General features: G+C 66.9%; 14 protein-coding genes. All 14 read right to left on the reverse strand.

Features of this window, described 5'->3' with window-relative positions:
• Positions 1 to 89 precede the first annotated feature (89 nt).
• Entirely contained in the window at positions 90 to 1292 is a 1203-nt protein-coding gene (locus tag JW876_11970) for a phosphoglycerate kinase (GenBank protein ID MBN1886223.1), read from the reverse strand.
• Positions 1293 to 1317: 25 nt separating this feature from the next.
• Positions 1318 to 2331, reverse strand: coding sequence for a type I glyceraldehyde-3-phosphate dehydrogenase (gene gap / locus JW876_11975; GenBank protein ID MBN1886224.1), 1014 nt, complete (start codon positions 2329 to 2331; stop codon positions 1318 to 1320).
• Positions 2332 to 2360: 29 nt separating this feature from the next.
• Positions 2361 to 3290 (reverse strand): class II fructose-1,6-bisphosphate aldolase, encoded by a 930-nt coding sequence (fba, locus tag JW876_11980; protein MBN1886225.1) that lies wholly within the window; start codon positions 3288 to 3290, stop codon positions 2361 to 2363.
• Positions 3291 to 3450: 160 nt separating this feature from the next.
• The gene (locus JW876_11985; protein MBN1886226.1) at positions 3451 to 4203 is read right to left on the reverse strand and encodes a ComF family protein; all 753 of its coding nucleotides are present in this window, start codon (positions 4201 to 4203) and stop codon (positions 3451 to 3453) included.
• A gap of 21 nt (positions 4204 to 4224) precedes the next feature.
• The gene (gene lgt, locus JW876_11990; protein ID MBN1886227.1) at positions 4225 to 4995 is read right to left on the reverse strand and encodes a prolipoprotein diacylglyceryl transferase; all 771 of its coding nucleotides are present in this window, start codon (positions 4993 to 4995) and stop codon (positions 4225 to 4227) included.
• Between the two features lie 10 nt (positions 4996 to 5005).
• Positions 5006 to 6334 (reverse strand): TldD/PmbA family protein, encoded by a 1329-nt coding sequence (locus tag JW876_11995; protein MBN1886228.1) that lies wholly within the window; start codon positions 6332 to 6334, stop codon positions 5006 to 5008.
• Between the two features lie 13 nt (positions 6335 to 6347).
• Positions 6348 to 7598, reverse strand: a complete 1251-nt coding sequence (rodA, locus tag JW876_12000) for a rod shape-determining protein RodA (GenBank protein MBN1886229.1) — start codon at positions 7596 to 7598, stop codon at positions 6348 to 6350.
• Complete coding sequence (mrdA, locus tag JW876_12005) at positions 7595 to 9463, reverse strand: penicillin-binding protein 2 (GenBank protein ID MBN1886230.1); 1869 nt, start codon at positions 9461 to 9463, stop codon at positions 7595 to 7597. The genes rodA and mrdA overlap by 4 nt, the downstream gene beginning before the upstream one ends.
• Positions 9450 to 9947: a rod shape-determining protein MreD gene (gene mreD / locus JW876_12010; protein MBN1886231.1), complete on the reverse strand. Its 498-nt coding sequence runs from the start codon at positions 9945 to 9947 to the stop codon at positions 9450 to 9452. Before mreD ends, mrdA begins: the two co-directional genes overlap by 14 nt.
• Entirely contained in the window at positions 9944 to 10795 is an 852-nt protein-coding gene (gene mreC / locus JW876_12015) for a rod shape-determining protein MreC (GenBank protein MBN1886232.1), read from the reverse strand. The genes mreD and mreC overlap by 4 nt, the downstream gene beginning before the upstream one ends.
• 2 nt (positions 10796 to 10797) lie before the next feature.
• Entirely contained in the window at positions 10798 to 11832 is a 1035-nt protein-coding gene (locus JW876_12020) for a rod shape-determining protein (protein MBN1886233.1), read from the reverse strand.
• Positions 11833 to 11849: 17 nt separating this feature from the next.
• A complete protein-coding gene (radC, locus tag JW876_12025; protein ID MBN1886234.1) occupies positions 11850 to 12530 on the reverse strand; it encodes a DNA repair protein RadC in 681 nt (226 codons plus the stop codon).
• Between the two features lie 42 nt (positions 12531 to 12572).
• The gene (locus JW876_12030; protein ID MBN1886235.1) at positions 12573 to 13841 is read right to left on the reverse strand and encodes a rhomboid family intramembrane serine protease; all 1269 of its coding nucleotides are present in this window, start codon (positions 13839 to 13841) and stop codon (positions 12573 to 12575) included.
• Between the two features lie 127 nt (positions 13842 to 13968).
• Entirely contained in the window at positions 13969 to 15246 is a 1278-nt protein-coding gene (locus tag JW876_12035) for a hypothetical protein (GenBank protein MBN1886236.1), read from the reverse strand.
• Between the last annotated feature and the right edge of the window lie 24 nt (positions 15247 to 15270).

Consider the following 15270-nt stretch of genomic DNA (forward strand, 5'->3'; position numbering starts at 1 on the left):
TCCGCGTCCCCTTTCGCTTGCCGTCGTTCGGCACGGCGGCCGGACCCCGCCGGGATCCGGCCGCCGCTTGACACGCCTTTCGTCCGTCTTCAGTCCGGATCGTCGAGTGCGGCGACCCCGGGAAGGCTCTTTCCCTCGAGAAGCTCGAGGGACGCGCCGCCTCCCGTCGAAACGTGCGTTATCCGGTCGGTCAGATGCAGCCTGTTCAGCGCGGCGACGCTGTCGCCGCCGCCGACGACCGTCGTCGCGCCGCCGCCGGTCAGTTCGGCCACGATGCGCGCGATGCGCCGCGTCCCGGCGTCGAAGCCCGGTATCTCGAAGATCCCCATCGGCCCGTTCCAGAAGACCGTCCTGGCCCGTTCGAGCTCGGCCCGGAAGACCTCGACAGTCTTGTCGCCGATGTCGACGCCAACCCAGCCGTCGGGGAGATCGCCGGTGGAAACGGTCCGGGTCTCCGCCCCCTCCTCGATCTCTCGCGCGACGAGGCAGTCCACCGGCAGGAAGATCCGCTTGCGGTCACCGCGGCCTGCCTGCTCGAGCAGCTCCTTCGCCGTGCCGAGACACTCCTCGTCGACGAGGGAATCCCCGATTCCCAACCCGGCCGCGCGGAAGAAGGTGAAGGCCATCCCTCCCCCGATCAGGATCCGGTCGACACGATCGAGCAGGTTGCGGATCAGGCCGATCTTGGTCGACACCTTCGCCCCGCCGAGCACGGCGACGAACGGCCGGCCCGGCTCCTGGAGGAGACCGCCGAGCATCTCGAGCTCCTTCTCCATGAGGAGCCCGGCGACGCGATCGTCGAAATAACCGGTGACGCCCTCGGTGGACGCGTGCGCCCGGTGGGCCGTTCCGAACGCGTCGTCGACGTAGAGATCGCCGAGCGACGCGAGACGGGCGGCGAAAGCGGGATCGTTCCTCGTCTCTTCCTCGTGGAACCGGACGTTCTCGAGCAGGAGGATCTCCCCGGGATCCAGCGATCCGGCGGCCTCCTCGGCCGCCTGGCCGACGCAATCGTCGACGAAACGGACCGGATGCTCGGTGAGCTCGCCGAGGCGGTAGGCCACGACCCGCAGGCTGTACTTCGGATCGCGCTTCCCCTTCGGCCTTCCGAGATGCGAGAGGAGCACGATCGAGGCCCCCTGCCCCGCCGCGTATTCGATCGTGGGCAGCGCCGCCCTGATGCGCGTGTCGTCCGCGATGTCCCCCTCCTTCGTGAGGGGAACGTTGAAATCGACGCGCATCAGTATCCGGCGGCCGGCGAGGGGCAGGTCCCTGACAGTCTTTTTCCTCACAACCGTTCCTTTCTCCCCATCCCCGTCACTTCATGAGGAGCTTCATCATGTCGACCATCCGCATCGCGTAGCCGCACTCGTTGTCGTACCACGAGAGGACCTTGAAGACGGTCGGCGTGATCATCATCGTCGCCCGGGCGTCGAAGATCGACGAGTGGTGGTTGCCGATGATGTCGCAGGAGACGATCGGATCCTCGGTGTACTCGAGGATGCCCTTCAGGGGGCCGGCGGCCGCCGTGCGCATCGCCGCGTTGATCTCCCCGATCGTCGTCTTCTTCCGGAGCGTCACGGTGAGATCGACGAGCGAGCCGTCGGCCGTGGGCACGCGGACCGCCATGCCGTCGAGCTTGCCGGCGAGCTTGGGCAGGACGACGCCCGTCGCCTTGGCGGCCCCCGTCGTCGTCGGGATCATCGAAACGGCGGCGGCCCGGGCGCGGCGGAGGTCCTTGTGCGGCGCGTCGAGGATCATCTGGTCGTTCGTGTAGGCGTGGATCGTCGTCATCAGGCCGTTCGCGATGCCGAAGGCGTCGTTCAGGATCTTCGCGACCGGCGCGAGGCAGTTCGTCGTGCAGGAGGCGGTGGAGATGATGTGATGCTTGCCCTTGCGGTACAGGTTGCTGTTGACCCCCATCACGATCATGATGTCCGCGTCGCCCGAGGGGGCGGAGATGATCACCTTCCTGGCTCCTGCAGCGATGTGCTTGCCGGCGTCCTTGCGCTTGCGGAAGAGCCCCGTCGATTCGATGACGACGTCGACCTCGAGCTCCTTCCAGGGAAGCATCGCGGGATCGCGTTCGGCGAGGACCTTCACCTTCGCCGTCTGCCCGCCGGAGGTCGCCTTGATGTACCCCGATTTCAGGACGGTGACCGATCCCGGGAATCGCCCGTGGACGGAATCGTACTTGAGCAGGTGGCCGAGCGTGTCGGCGTCGGTCAGGTCGTTGATCGCGACGACGTTGATGCCGCGCGCAGCGAGCGCGCCGCGGAACACGAGCCGCCCGATCCTCCCGAAACCGTTGATCGCGACGTTGATCGCCATCGTCTCCTCCTTTTGTGGCGATTGCCCCGTCAGGCGGAGGGCGTCCTGCCCTCGCTGCCGAACAGCTTCATCTTGTGCATAACGACGTTCTTGATGGCCTCGCGCGCCGGCCCGAGGATCTTCCTCGGATCGAAGACCGCGGGCTGCTTGCCGAGCGTCTGGCGGACGAACGCGGTGAACGCGATACGCATGTCGGTATCGATGTTGACCTTGCAGACACCCCGCCGGACCGCGTCCACGATCGCCTCGTCGGGCACGCCGCGCGTCCCGGCGAGTTCGGCCCCGTACTCGTTGGCGAGGGCCACGTGCGCAGGATCCACGCCGGACGCGCCGTGCAGCACGATCGGAACCGGCACGCGGGCGACGATCTCGGAGAGCCGGTCGAGCGCGAGCTTCGCCTCGCCCTTGAACTTGTACGCCCCGTGGCTCGTTCCGACGGCAACGGCGAGCGAATCGACGCCCGTCTTCTCGACGAACGCGGCCGCCTCGTCGGGGTCGGTGAACCGCGCTTCCTGCTCGCTGACCGAGATGTTGTCCTCGATGCCGGCGAGACGGCCGAGTTCGCCCTCCACCGACACCCCCCTCGGACGCGCCTTCTCGACGACCTTCCGGGTGACCGCGACGTTCTCGTCGAAGGGCAGATGGGAGCCGTCGATCATCACCGAGGTGAATCCCTCTTCGATGCACCGCTCGATGATCGACATGTCCTGGCCGTGATCGAGATGCAGCGAGATCGAGATCTTCCTGACCTCCGCGGCCGTCCGGGCGAGCTCGACGAGATTCTCGAATCCGGCGTACGCGAGCGCCCCCTGCGAGACGGCGAGGATGGCGGGACTCTGCAGCGTCATCGCCGCGTCGGTGATCGCCTGGACGAATTCCATGTTGTTGATGTTGAAGGCCCCGACCGCGTATCCTCCCGCCCGGGCGGCGTCGAGAAGTTCCTTGTTCGTGACGAGCACGTCGTCCTCCCTGTTTGTCGTTGATTGGATTGCCGAGCGGCGAAGAACACCGGGAAATCGCTTCTTTCCGGGCCCTCCCGTGTCAGATATCGGGCGATCCGCGCGAAGCTGCCCCGCACGGTCCTGGATATTTCTAGCACCCGCGACCTTGCATGTCAAATCAAATAAGCCCCTCCGGGGCGCCGGCCGTCCCCGCCGCGAGCACCCTCGTCGAGCGAGGGCCGGCTTCGGCGAGAGCGGCCAGGCAAGCCCTCGCGGTCGCGCCCGAGGTGACGAGATCGTCGACGAGCACGGCGTCGCGCCCCGCCACCGCCTCCGGCCGCTCGAGACGAAAGGCCCCGCTCACGTTCCCTTCCCGTTCCCGGCGATCGAGGAGGCGCTGCCCGCGCGTATGGCGGACGCGCCGGAGGACGCCTCGCGGCGCCGGCAAACCGAGGCGGCGGCCCACGTCGCGAGCGAGGAGCTCCGCCTGGTCGAATCCGCGGTCCCGCTTCCTGCGCGGATGAAGGGGCACGTTGACGAGGACCGTTTCGCGCCCCGCCCGCGAAGCCAGCGCGTTCGCCATCCACCAGGCGAGCGAGGGAACGGCGGCGCGTCCGCCGGAGAATTTCAGGAAACGGACCGTCTCGAGCAGGAGCTGGTTGGTCTGGAAGGGCGCGATGACCCTTTCCGCTCCGGGGGCCGCCAACTCGAGGCGGAAGAAACAGGAGGCGCAGAGCACGCGGGCGGGGAGCTCCACCCCGCCGAAAAGGGCGACGCGCAGGTCGGCGCCGAGGAAATCGATCGTCTCCGGCGGCCAGCCGGGCGGGATCTCCGCGACAAAGCACGGATTCTCATCGAGCGTCGTTTTGCAGGAGAGGCAGACGGACGGCAGAAGCTGTTCGAGAAGAATGGAGATGAGACCCCGCACCACCGCACCCCGCATGCCGTCCGGTCAGCTTCGGCCTTTCCGCCTGCCCAGCACGGCGAGGAGAATCCCGCCCGCCGCGACGAGACCGATGCTGATCACCTGGTTGAACGTCAGCCCGCCGCCGACCATCGCCGAGTCCTCGTACCACCGGAAGAAATCGACGACGAACCGGGCGATGCCGTAGAAGATGCAGAGAAAGGAGAAGACGAAACCGTCGAAGCGCTTCCATCGCTCGACGAGGAGAAGGAGGGCGAAGATCGCGATGCCGTACAGGGAGGAGTAGAGCTGCGTCGGGTGGATGTGGATCCCCGGAAACATCCAGCCGGCCGGCGATCCGGCCGGGAAGACCATGCCCGCGGGGCAACTGGTCGGGTGCCCGAAGCAGCAACCGGAGAGAAAGCAGCCGATCCGCGTGAAGAAGACCCCGAGGGCAATCGATGGAGCGCAGATATCGGCGATCAGCATGAAGGAGATGTTCTTGCGCCAAAGGAAGACGACGGCCCCCGCGACGGCGAGGACGAGTCCGCCGTAATAGGTGGCGCCTCCCTGCCAGAGGGCGATGATGTCGAGAATGCTGTGGTAGTTGTCCCGGTGGGTGAGAATATAGAGACCGCGCGAGCCGATCACCGCGCCGAGGACGAGGATGATGCTCAGGTCGTAGATCAGGTCCCCGCCCGGTCCGCGCCTGTCGGCGCGCCGCGCGGCGAGCCAGATCCCCACGAGGAAACTCAGCGCGAGCATGAATCCGTAGGAATAGATCTTCAACGGGCCGAGTTCGACGAGTACCGGGTGCATCTGATTCTCCTCACGTTCCGCTGACGGTCAATCCTTCGACGAAGAGCGGCGGCGCGCCGTACGGGCCGATGAACGTCCGCTCCCGGCCCACGCCGCGAATGCCGGCGAGCAGCTTCGACAGGTTGCCGCTCAGCGTCATCTCGCTGACCGGTCCGGCGAAGGCGCCGCCGCGGATCAGGCGGCCGTTGATGCCCACCGAGAAATCCCCCGATATCGGATCGGCCGTGTGCATGCCCATGATGTCCCTGACGAATATCCCCTCTCCGGCCGCTGCCAGGAGGTCCTGCAGCGTCGCGCCGCCCGGTTCGAGGCAGAGGTTCGCCGGCCCCGGGACGGGCAGGCTCTTCCAGGAGGCGCGCACGGCGTTTCCCGTGGCCTCGACGCCCATCCGATTGGCCGAATAGGCGGTGTGGAGATACTGTTCGAGAACGCCGTCGCGAACGAGGACGGCGCGGTTCTTCGGAAGCCCCTCCGCGTCGAAGGAGGCGTTGTAGCAGCCCCCCGGCAGGAAGGGATCGTCGACGACGGAGACGCCGGCGGGGGCGATCCGCCCGCCGAGCATGCCGGCGAGGACGCTCATCCCGCGGACGACCGATTCGGCGGAGAGCGCCTGCTCGAGGAGACCGACGATATCGGCGGCCGCGGGGGCGTCGAGGACGACGCCGCACCGTTTCGTGGCGACCGGGCGCGAACCGAGCAGATCGACGGATTTGACGGCCGCCTCCCGTCCGATACCGGCGAAATCGAGGTCCGACGGATGATGCGCCTGCCCGTGATGCCAGCCGGTGCGCGTCTCCCCGCCCGTCCGCGCGACCGCCGCGATCGAGCAGGAGCACATCCCCCGCGTCTCGCGGCAAAGAAACCCGCGCGTACCGGCGACGAGGACCTCCTCGACCTCCTCGGCGTACAGGGCTCCCTCGGTGTTCTCGACGCGGTCGTCCGTCCCGTAGCAGGCGGCTTCCATCTCGCGAACCCCGTCGAGCGCGATCCGCGCATCCTTTTCCCCCGGCAAACGAGGGAAGAGCCCGGCGCGGGCCGGCGCTTCGCGGAAATCGGCGAGCACGTCCGCGTCGACCGGCGAGGCGGCGCGAACGTTTCCCCGCGCCTCGGCGTAGACCGCGAAAAGACCGTCGGCGCCCGTGGCGGTCGTGAACGCGGCGCCGACCCGCCCATGCCGGACGAGGCGCAGGGCGAAACCCTCGTCGACGGACCGGTCGACCGATTCCACCTCGCCGCGGAACACCTCCACCTGGAACCGCCGGACGCGCTCGGCGTAGACCTCGCATTCGAACCCGTCGTTGCCGGCGAGAGAGAGCAACCGGTCGACACCCCGCTCCATGCGCGACTCCTCCTCAGTACTCGTAGAACCTGATCGACATGTCGAGCAGCACCCCGACGAAAAAGCAGCTCACGAGCATCGAGCTTCCCCCGTAGCTCATGAACGGCAGGGGCAGTCCGGTCACCGGCGCCAGCCCGATCGCCATGCCGACGTTCACGATAACATGAAACGCGAAATAGGAACAGATGCCGATCGCCACGAGCGACGCGAACCGGCTCTTCATCTTCGCGGCGAGGAACAGGCCGCGGACGATGATGATCGTGAAGAGGACGAGGATGATCATCGCGCCGATGAAGCCGAGCTCCTCGGCGAGAACGGAGAAGACGAAATCGGAATGACGCTCCGGGAGGAATGCGAGCAGCTTCTGCGTGCCGTGCAGGTACTGCTTGCCGGCGAATCCTCCCGAGCCGATCGAGACCTTCGACTGGTACACCTGCCACCCGGCTCCGAGGATATCGGATTCCGGGCGGAGAAAGGCGAGAACGCGCTTCTGCTGATAGACGTGCAGGCGGCTCCAGACGCCCGGGACGGTGAGCATGACGGCGAGGTTCACACCGACGAGCATGATGCTCTGGAAGAGCCGACGGCGCCCGGCGTATGCGAGGATCAGGATGAAGAGGAAGAAGAGAAGGAGCAGAAAGGGATATCCCTCGCCGATCGACCATTCGCTGTAGATCACGAGGAAGGCGCTCACGACGGGCGTGACGAAGAAGGCGAGCACTCCCCCGTCGAGACCGCGCCAGTAGAGTATCGGCAGGAGGATCGCCGGGAAGACGAGCGCCGTGCCCAGATCGGGCTGGCGCTTGACGAGGAGGAAGGGGATGGCGGTGATCAGCAGCGTCGCCGCGAGAACGCGCAGGCGGTTGGGATCCTTGCGCTTCTCGGCGAGAAACCGCGCGAGCAGGAAGACGAGGGCCGGCTTCATGAACTCGCTCGGCTGCAGACCGAAGGGACCGATCGCGATCCAGCGGGACGCTCCCCGCGCGGGGATGACGAGGACGATGACGAGGAGCGCGAGACAGGCGCCGTAGAGGAGGACGGCCAGCGTCTCGTAGTACCTGCAGGGGATGAAGACGGCGACCGCCATCACGGAGATGCCGATCAGCGCCCAGACGAGTTGCCGGTGGAACCAGGCGCCCTCCGCCTCGGGCACCGTCTCGCTCAGTTCTGCGGGCACGTGGCCGACGGAGTAGAGCGTCAGCAGGCCCATCCCGATGAGCATGAGCGCGGACACGAAAATCAACCAGTCGAATTCCCGTTTCATCTCGTCACCTCGCCGTTTGAAGACGCGGCGGCGCGCGCCGGCCCCGAGGCGACGCCGAGGAAACGGGAGGAAAGAATCCGTCCCGCGATCGGCGCGGCCATCGCGCCGCCGTGCCCCGCGTTCTCCATGACGATCACGAGGACGATCTCGGGATCGTCGGCGGGGGCGTAGGCGACGAAGAGGGCGTGGTCCTCGCCGTGCGGATTCTGGCACGTGCCCGTCTTGCCGGCGACCCGGACGCCGGCAACGCGGGCCCCGCGCGCCGTTCCGTGCTCGCCGTGGACCACGGCCTCCATCGACCGCCGGAGAAGGGCCAGTGTCGAGCGGTCGAGGCCGCGCACGGGGACGGGCGACTCTGGCCGGCTACCGGCGGATCGTCCGTCGGGGCTCCGGATCTCCCGGACGAGGTGGGGCGTGACGCGGAATCCCCCGTTCGCGACGACCGCGGCGAGGACGCAGATCTGCACCGGCGTGACGAGGAGGTCTCCCTGGCCGATCGAGATGTTCAGCAGGTGGCCCTTCGTCCACCTGCCCCGCCCGAACCGCTTGTCGTAGTAGGCCTTGCTTGGCAACAGGCCGCGCGCTTCCGAGGGAAGATCGATCCCCGTCCGGCGGCCGAGGCCGAAGAGCTCGCCCGCCTCGTGGAACCGGTCTGCCGTGAGCATCTCGCCGATCTGGTAGAAAAAGATGTCGCAGGACTGCTCGATCGCGGCGGACAGGGCGAGCGAGCCGTGCCCCTCGGCCTTCCAGCAACGGAAATCGCGGTTGCCGAACCGGTAGACGCCCCAGCACGGCGCGAGGCGGTCCCTCGGGCCTATGACGCCGGCGTCGAGCGCGGCGGTGGCCGTGACGATCTTGAAGATCGACCCCGGCGGATAGACCGCCTGGACGATCCTGTTGAACAGGGGATTGTCGGGATTGCCGAACAGATCCTGCCACTGCCGTCGCGTCACCCCCTCGAGGAAGATGTTGGGATCGTAGCCCGGGCGGCTCACCGCGGCGAGCACCTCGCCGTTCTCCGGATCCATCGCGACGACGCATCCCTTCGCCCAGTCGAAGATCTCCTCGATCGACCGCTGCAGTTCGATGTCGACCGTCAGGTAGACGTCGCTTCCCGGAACGGGGGGCCGTGAACCGAGAGCCTCCCCCTCGCCGGCGAATCCGCTCTCGTGCTGATCGATCTCCCCGATCTTCGTCCCCTCCGCGCTTATCTCGACGATCTTGACGCCGTCGACGCCCCTGAGGTCGGCCTCGTACTGCAGCTCGATACCCGTGCGGCCGATAATGTCTCCGGGCTGCAGCGCGGAGGCCCGGCGCATGTCGTCGTCTCCCACCTCGCCCGTATAGCCGAGAAGATGGACGGCGAGTTCCCCCTGGGGATACTGCCGGCGGTGCTTCAGCACGAGCCGGAAGAAGGGGAAGAGGCTCCGGTTCTCGATCAGCACCGAGATCTGCCGCTTGTCGGCCGCCTGGACGACCGTCATTTCGCGGCCGTCGCGGTACCGCTCCCGCCAGGCGGCCAGGTCGGCGTCGAGTTTCACCTCGTCGATGCCGAGCCACCGGCAGGCGATGCCGAGCCGTTCCCCGGCCCCGCGGAGCTTGTTGGGCAGAATGCTGATCTGGTAGACGGGAACGTTGACGACGAGCTTGGTCCCGTCCCGCGCGCGGATCAGTCCGCGCGGCGCGACGACCCGTTCCCGCTGGATGCGGTTCGTCAGGGCGAGCTTCGCGTAGTGCCCGTGCGCGACGACCTGTAGATGGAAGAGACGGATGACGAGAACGAGCATGACGGCGGCGACGACGACGACCGCAAGGATCAGCCGCCTCCTGAGGGCGCCCTCGCTCTGGCGGTCAGCGGCGTCCACCGGCGCGCACCATCCTTCCGGCGATCTCCCCCTGCAGCACGAAGACGACGGCGCCGACCGCCGCGGCGTAGAGGGCGGAGAGCAGCGAATACCGGAAAAAGGAGACGAGGATCAGCGGCACGTCGAACCCCGTCGTCACGACGAGAACCACGATGTCGTTCACGATCGAGGCGGCGAAGACGAGCGCGGCGCGGAAGGGGACGCTCTCCGGCACGAGCCCCCCGCCGGTGCGGGCCACGCCCCACGCGACGAGGCACTTGGCGAGGGCGTTCATTCCGAGAAAGGAGGCGTTGCCGAGATCCTGCAGGAATCCGAGGAAGAAGCCCGTGACGACGGCCAGGACCGGGTCCATGTCGAGAACAAGGACCACGACGAGGATTGTCATGATGTCGGGCGCGGCGCCGGCGACAGCGAACCGCCCGACGACGATCAGCTGGAAAAGGAACACGAGGATCGCGGCGATCGCCGCCTTCGCGAATCTCACGGCGTTTCGCCCCCCCCCTCGCGGCGCTGCAGTTCGTCGAAGACCGCCTCGGCGTCCCATCCCTCGCCGGAGACCACGATGAAGAGCTCCTCGAGCTTGTGCAGATCGGCCATGCTGACCACGCCGATCCGCCGCGAGAGGTTGCCCGGCTCCGTCGACACCTGGAAGACGGTCCCGACGGGGAAGCCCTCGGGGAACAGGCGGCCGAGACCGCTCGTCAGGAGGGTGTCGCCGGGGGCGACGTCCTCTTCCCGCCCGACGTATTCGAGCCGGAAGAGGTTCCCCCGCTCCCACTCGAGGATCCCGACCACGCCGCTCCGGTGATCCCGGCAACTCACCGCGATCGCCTTGTTGTTGATCAGCAGGACGCGCGACGTGTTCTCGAACGTCTGTGTCACGCGGCCCGCGAGACCGCGATAGCCGACAACCGCCATCCCGGCGCGCGCGCCGTCCGCCTCGCCGCGGTCGACGGTGACGGCCTGGTGGAAGCGGCTCGACGAGTGGGCGATGACCTCGCAGGGAAGGAAACGGAAGGGCGATTTCTCGCGGAGCTCGAGCAGGCGGCGGAGACGGTCGCGTTCGCGTCCCTGGCGGACGAGGCGCTCCCGCTCGTGGTAGAGGCTCGCCGCGAGCTCGCGGAGCCGGCGGTTCTCCGACCGCAGTTCCTCCATCGAGTCGAAGTACGCCCCGACCCGCACCGCGGGTCCGAGGAGCACCGCCGAGAAGGCCCGGGCCGTTGCCGCCTTGCCCCCGTCGTCGCGCGTCATCAGGAAGATCGAGAGCGCGACCGCCACGACGAGCGCCGTCTTGTCGCGATGTCGTTCGAAGAGAAAGAAACGCAGCTGCATGCCTAGAACCGCGAGTTCTTCATGATGATCCGCTCGTACTGGTGCAGGTTCTGGAGAATCCTGCCGCTGCCGAGCACGACGCAGGTGAGCGGATCCTCGACGACGTTGATCGGCAGGTTCGTCTCCTCCTTGAGGAGCCGGTCGATGCCGCGAAGCAGCGATCCGCCTCCCATCATCACGATTCCCCGGTCGACGATGTCGGCGGCGAGCTCGGGCGGCGTCTGCTCGAGCGCCGTCTTGACCGCGGCCGTGATCTGGCTGAGCGGCTCTGCGAGGGCCTCGCGGATCTCCACGCTCGATATGCGCAGGGTCTTCGGAATACCGGAGACGAGATCCCTGCCCTTGATCTCCATCTCCTCCTCCTGCTTCAGCTTCGTCGCCGAACCGATCACCATCTTGACGTGTTCGGCCGTCTGGTCGCCGATCAGGAGGTTGTACGCCTTCTTGACGTGCTGGACGATCACCTCGTCCATCTCGTCACCGCCGATGCGGATCGAGATGTCGGTCACGATCCCGTTGAGGGCGATGACGGCGATCTCCGTGGTGCCCCCGCCGATGTCGATCACCATGTTCCCCGACGGCTTGTCGACGGGCAGGCCGACGCCGATCGCCGCGGCGATCGGTTCGGCGACGAGGTAGACCTGGCGGGCGCCCGCGTTCTGGCAGGAATCGGTGACGGCCCGCCGCTCGACCTCGGTGATCCCGCTGGGCACGGAGACCACGATGCGCGGCCGGATGAAGAAGCGTTTCTTCTGCGACTTCTTGATGAACTCGCGGAGCATGACCTCGGTGATCTCGAAGTCGGCGATCACGCCGTCCTTCATCGGACGGATCGCGGTGATATGATCCGGGGTCTTGCCGAGCATCGTCTTGGCCTCGGCCCCGACCGCGTAGACCTTCCTTGTCTTCTGGTCGACGGCGACGACCGACGGCTCGTTGAGGACGATACCGCTCCCCTTCAGGTAGACGAGCGTGTTCGCCGTCCCGAGATCGATCGCGATGTCGTTCGAGAAATAGTTGGACAGCCGGTCAAGCAACGCAATCCCCTTTCACATCACAGGGTCACGAGTCCCCGTTCGCGCATGCTCACGAAATCGGCTCCGCCGATGATGACGTGATCGACGAGGTCGATCCCCATCAGTTCGCCGCACCGCGCGAAGCGGACGGTGAGATCGGCGTCCTCCCTGCTCGGTTCGGGGTTGCCGGTCGGATGATTGTGCACGAGTATGAACCCCGCCGCGCTGGCGGCCACCGCGGCCTTGAACATCTCCCGCGGATGCACGAGAGCCGCGTTCAGGGAGCCGACCGCCACGGTCGCGATCTCGATGACGCCGTTTTTCGTGTTGAGCAGGATGGTCTTGAAATGCTCGCGGTCGAGTTCCCTCATCTCGGGGGCCATCAGCATGGCCACGTCCCCGGGCGAGCCGACTTTCCTGATCGCCCGCTCCCGCCGGGCGATGACGCACCGCCTGCCCACTTCGAAGGAGGCCTTGAGCCGCAGGGCCCCCGCGATCCCGACACCGTCGACGCCCATCAGCTCGCGCAGTCCCGCCCGGCCGAGCGCCGCGATCGAACCGTACCGGTCGACGAGCTCCTGCGCGATCGATCCCCCCGAGCGCCCCCGCTGACGCCCGAGAATCAGGGCGACGAGCTCGGTGTCGCCGAGCGCATCGAGCCCCCGGAGGCTCCCCCTGGAGCGTAACGCGTCGAGAGACGTCTCCCCGGAACTTTGCACACCGCACCACCCCGCATCTCCGGCCAGAAACTAACAGAAGCCTCAACCGGTTTCAAGATGTTTCGCCTCCGGGCCGGGGCCGAGGACGACGCAGGTCGTCTCGATCCGCCGCGCCTCCTTAACCGCGAAATCAACCCACGGATCGTCGGGGTACCGGTCGGCGATCCTCCGCAGGCATCGCAGCGCACCGGCGGGATCTTCATCGCGCCGTTCGAGGAGCCCGGCCATCCTGAGGAGGACGAAGGGGGTCTCCGCCGATCGGGGATACCGCCCGACGAAATTGGCGTACGCCATCATCGCGCCCCGGAACCGCAGGGATCGCTCCATGCCGCAGGCGAGGTCGAGGTGGAGTCGCTCGGCCAGGCTGAATCCCTCGATGTGCCGCATCCCCTCGATGAAGGCGTCCTCCGCTTCCGACCGCTCCCGCCGCCGGAGCGCGGCGCGGATCGCTTCGACGTAGTGGTAGCGGACCGCTCCCGCGTCGCCGCCGCAGACGGACGCGCGGGCCGCCTCGAGATGGATAACCGGCTCGCCCGGACGCCGTTCGAGGTAATCGGCGAATTCCGCTCGCGCTGCGAACCACTCGGCGCGGCGGACGTGCCTGCGCGCCTTGACGAGGATCCGCTCCACGCGCGCCTCCCGGGCGGCCCCGAAGAGGACGGCGAGCAGGGCGCCGGCGGCGAAACCGCCCACGTGCACGCCGTAGGCGACGCGCAGCCCCCCCTCCCCGAACTGCAGCACCGCCTGGAGGGCCTGTAGACCCGCCCAGACGACGATCGCCACGAAGACGGGCACCCCGCTGCGCCCCGCGCGGTTCACGCCCTGGAGGGGCATGAACACCCACCAGGCGACGTCGATCCGGCCGTACCAGAACCGGACGAGAAAGGCGCCGAGGAGCCCCGAGGTCGCGCCCGACGCGCCGACGATCCCGTATTCGAGCATCGCCGGCGAGAAGAGATGGCCGAAAAGGACGTGGGTGTAGGCGCCCGCCATGGCCGAGAGGGCGAAGACGAGGACGAACGGGACGGCGCCGAGCCGGTCCTCGACCGCGCGCCCGAAGACCAGGAGGTAAACCATGTTTCCGGCGAGGTGAAACCAGCCGGCATGGACGAAGAGGTGGGCCACGGCGGTGGCGGGCGACGGATCCAGGGGAATGAAGACGAGGTTGTAGACGTTCCACCACGAGCCGACGGGGGCGTAACGGGTTACGAGATAGATGATTGTGCAGAAGACGGCGAGGAACCACGTCAGGAACGTCTGTCGACGCCGCTCCACGTCGAGCCCCACGGGGATGTAATAGAAAAAGTACACGGTGCTCCTTGCCGTCCAAACGGAGCACATTGGTGCAAGGGGCGGGCCAGCGGCGACCGCGAAAGACGAAAAAGGCGGGGGGCCGCGATCGGCCCCCCGCCCGCAGGTCGGATATCGTCGCCGTACCCTAGAAGTGGTACTTGGCGGAGATCATCCATACGGGAGTCTCCTCGTCCTCGTAGGGACGGAACCCGGTGAGCCAGTAGCCCATCGAGAAGGGGACTTCCTTGTTGAGCACGCAGTCGACGTCGAAATCGCCCACGTGGAAGCCGAGACCGAGGTACCACTCGAAGGGCGCCCAGGTCATCGTCTCGGTGTATTCGTCGCTTCCCTCGGAACCGGTGAGCTCGTACTTCTCCAGGGACTTCGAGCAGCCGGTCCGGAAGGTCATCCAGTCCCTGACGTCGCTCTCGAGAGCCATCAGGAAGCGGGGCATCGTGGTGATGGAGCCCTCGAAGGAGTAGTCGCCGAGGCAGTCGGAGGGCTCGCCCTTCATGTACTTGAAGGGCTCGATGGCGAAGACGATCAGGTTGTCGTCGTTCACCATGATGTTGGCGCCGACGCCGAAGTCGAACATCATGCCCTTGGAGCCGTAGCACTCGTCGTCATCGTAGAAGTCGGCGCTGTCGGCCTGCAGGCTGAAGTCGAACATCTTGTAGCTGAAGTAGGGAACGAGGGTGATCGTTTCGCTCTTCTCGTAGAAGAGACGGCCGCGGAAGCCGAGGGCCATGTTGGCGTCCTCGGTGATCTCGCCGTAGGACGTCTCGCTGTCGAGATACGAACCCATCGACACGTCGAAGGCGAGGTCGGCGTACATGTCGTCGCCGATGTCGAAGCGGGCGCCCACGCCGATCGTCGTGTAGGCCATCTTCTCCTCGTCCTCGCCGTCAGTCCACTCTTCCTTGTACATCTGGTCGGCGCGCGCGAAGTACAGGCCGAAGCTCATGCCGTCCATCGCGTAGCCGTACATGACGTTCCACTTCTCCCAGAGCCAGTCGCTGAAGAGGTAGGCACCGCTCCAGGGCGCGTACATGTCGTAGTACGAGCTGAAGGGGTTGATGCCGAATGCGCCCTCCTGGAAGAACATGGCGAGCGTTCCGTAATGGCCGTCCTCGCCCAGGGCGTAGGTGAGGCCGTAGGTCCCGCGGACCCAGTCGCCGTAGTCGCCCTCGCCGTTGTCGCTCATCCAGTAGTCGCCCCAGACCATGTCGTCGTTCTGGAGCTCGATGAGCACGAGGTTGGAATAGGAAGGCAGCGTCGCGTACCACGAAAAGATGTTCGCGTCGTCCTCGATGTAGTTGCCCACGTCGCCCATGGCGCGCAGGCGGGACTGCGTCGCCATCGCCGGCGCCGCAAGCGCGGCCGTGATCGTCACGGCCAGGATCAGAGTCAGAAGCTTCTTCATGATAACCTCCTGTCAGTCGTCTTC

It is taken from the genome of Candidatus Krumholzibacteriota bacterium, assembly GCA_016931295.1.
Lineage (GTDB): Bacteria > Krumholzibacteriota > Krumholzibacteriia > Krumholzibacteriales > Krumholzibacteriaceae > JAFGEZ01.